This window comes from Corallococcus terminator (assembly GCF_003611635.1).
GTDB classification, from domain to species: Bacteria; Myxococcota; Myxococcia; order Myxococcales; family Myxococcaceae; genus Corallococcus; species Corallococcus terminator.
This window is the reverse complement of the sequence record NZ_RAVZ01000594.1, coordinates 1-2669: the sequence shown is the minus strand read 5'-3', so window position 1 is coordinate 2669 and position 2669 is coordinate 1. Positions and strand designations below refer to the sequence as shown.

Sequence of the window (2669 nt, the reverse complement as noted above, 5' to 3'; positions counted from 1 at the left end):
GTGTCACCCAGTGCCCAGAGCCCTCCCAGGACGCCCCGCTGCCCGCGAAAGGCGCCCTGCCAGGGGTAACAGTCAGGGCCCACCCCATCCGGGCAGGCCCCCGGTTCCGGGCAGGCCCCCGGTCCGCCGCATGCCCCACGGGCAGGCATACGCCCGCCGCCATGAGCGCCGCCGGAAGGCCCCGCCAGGAAGAAGCTCAGGTCGTGGGCTTCGTCGACCGCCCCTTATGCGTCCGGGGCAGCGCGTGGGAGATGAGCGACACGTAGTCCACCGCCTGCACGCGGGGCGGGGGCGGCTGCGTGCCCAGCGCGGCCAGGCGCTTGCTGAACGCGGCCAGGATGTCTGGCACGGGGCGCATCGCCTTGAGCAGCGCGTTGGGCCCTTCCATCGCCTGGGACAGCGCGATGGCCGCCTGCTGCAGCGGCAGTCCACGCCTCAGCAGGTCCTGGAACGAGTTCGACAGCGTGATGATGTTGTGCCCCGCCGTCTGCACCATCTCCACGGCGATCTTCAGCACCTGGGGCGCCGTGAGGTGGCCGTCCGCCAGCAGCACCAGCGCCGCCTGGAAGTAGTTGAAGATGGGCACCACGCGCGGCCCGTAGGCCGAGAAGTGCGCGGGCGGCGTCAGCCGGTCCAGGTGGATGAAGATGCGGCGCACCGGGTCCGCCACCGGAATCTTCTTCCACGCCTCGTGCACGCGCGCGACGTCGTCCGGGTACACCCCGCCCGCCTCCAGCACCTGCGACAGCACGCGCTCGTCCACCCGGCCCGCGATGAGGTCCGCGTAGAGCGAATAGATGAACGCGTCGGCCTCCGCGTCGTCGCCGAAGAGCACCTCCTCGGCCTCCACCGGCGCGTGGATGCGGCTCTCCAGGATGACGGGCAGCTTGTAGCCCACCTGTCCCCGGAGGGCCCGGAAGCGCCCGCGCAGCAGGTTGCTGACGTTGTCCTTGAGGACGAACTCATCCCACTGGACGCCGTCCAGCTTGAGCTTCTCCTCCAGCACCGCGCGCATCTGCTTCGGGCTGCCGGACACGATGCACAGCCGCGAATCGCCCTGCTCCGCCAGCTCCCGGATGAGCGCGGAGGCGCCCGGCACGGCGACCTTCTCGTGCGCCTTCTGGAAGGCGGTGCGGAACAGGTCGCGCAGCGACTCGAAGTCCGTCTGGAGGTACGTCTTGTCCAGGTCCCACCGGTAGATGCGACGCGGTGGGCGTGGGTCGATGCGGTCCGGCAGGCTCACCGCGCCAAACCCTCCTGGATGGCGGTGCCCAGCTCGTTCGCCACCGCCTTCGCGGCCACCTTGCCCGCGTTCGCGATGGCGCGCGCCTTGGAACGGCCATGCGCCTTGATGAAGATGCGGTCGAACCCGAGGATGGGCGCGCCGCCGTACTGCTCCCAGTCCGTGATGTCCTTGAGCCGCTCGATGCCGGAGGACAGCATGGCCAGGCCCGCGCGCCAGCGCAGGCTCTCCTTGTAGGCGTACTGGGCCAGCTCCATCACCGTGTCGTGCACGCCCTCCAGCATCTTCAGGCACACGTTGCCCACGAAGCCGTCCGTGACGATGACGTCCGCCGTGCCGCGCGGGATGTCGATGCCCTCCACGTTGCCGGTGAAGTTGAGCCCCGTCATCTGCGACAGCCGCTGGTGCGCCTCCACCACCCGGGGCGGCCCCTTCTGCGGCTCGATGCCGTTGGACAACAGCGCCACCTTGGGCCGCTCGTTGCGGGAGATGATGCGCGCGTATGCGCTGCCCATGACGGCGAACGCCACCAGGTCCTCCGCAGTGGCCTCCACCGTGGCGCCCACGTCCAGGATGAGGCTGAAGGGGTCCTGCTTCGCCCCGCGCACGCCCCGCGTCGGGTACACCGTGGCCAGCGCCGCGCGGCGCACGCCCGGAATCAACTGGAAGTGGCGCTTGCACGCGAGCACGCCCGCGCCCGTGTTGCCCGCGGACACCAGCGCGTGCGCCTCGCCCTCGGCCACCAGCCGCGCGGCCACCGCGACGGAGGACTCGGGTTTGCGCGCCAGCGCCTCGCCGGGCTTTTCGTCCATGCCCACGAAGTCCGCCGCGTGGTGGACGGAGATGCGCTCGCCGTTGTGCTTGATGCCGGCGAGGGCCTCGTCGATGACTGGACGGTCCCCCACGAGCAGCGCGTGGATGTGCGGAGACTCCAGCGAGAGCTGGGCCGCACCCCGCACCACCTCCGCCGGGCCGTGATCGCTCCCCATCACGTCGAACGCGATGGTGATGTGCTGCGGCTTCCCCACCATGGACTCCATCCTATGAGCTTTGCTCGGCGCCCGCTCCCGACATTCTCACCTGTGTCACCAACGACAGTGCCAGGACACCCCCCAGGGCCACCAGCACCGCGCCCGTTCCGTAGGGGGCCGCCGGGCCCAACCGGGTGAATAGCAGGCCGCCCAGCGCCGGGCCCACAATGCGACCCAACGAACCGCAGGCCTGATACGCGCCCAACACCGCGCCCTGGCGCTCAGGGGGCGCATGCAGGGACACCAGCGCCGACAGGCACGGGTTCACCAGCGCCGACCCCACCGCCAACAGCCCCATCACCGGGAAGAGCCACCCGTACGTCGGCGCCAGCGGCAGCAGCGCGAGCCCCGCCGCCGTCAGCGCGAACCCCGCCACCGCCACCGGGGCCTCCCGC

At 71.0% G+C, this 2669-nt stretch carries 3 protein-coding genes; all 3 read right to left on the bottom strand.

The genetic code is table 11. The annotated features are described in order from the left end of the window. Positions 1-196 precede the first annotated feature (196 nt). Positions 197-1243 carry a phosphatase domain-containing protein gene (locus D7V88_RS40520; protein ID WP_120545827.1) on the bottom strand — a complete coding sequence of 349 codons (1047 nt, stop codon included), beginning with the start codon at positions 1241-1243 and terminating at the stop codon, positions 197-199. Beyond that, a complete protein-coding gene (plsX, locus tag D7V88_RS40515) occupies positions 1240-2274 on the bottom strand; it encodes a phosphate acyltransferase PlsX (RefSeq protein ID WP_120538377.1) in 1035 nt (344 codons plus the stop codon). The genes D7V88_RS40520 and plsX overlap by 4 nt, the downstream gene beginning before the upstream one ends. Positions 2275-2284: 10 nt before the next feature. Further along, positions 2285-2669, bottom strand: a 385-nt coding sequence (locus D7V88_RS40510) for an MFS transporter (RefSeq protein WP_147449109.1), incomplete at its 5' end; no start/stop codon positions are given.

Coding starts and splice junctions, on each gene's coding strand:
- plsX (WP_120538377.1), bottom strand. CDS start 2,274: ATGGTGGGGAAGCCGCAGCACATCACCATCGCGTTCGACGTGATGGGG.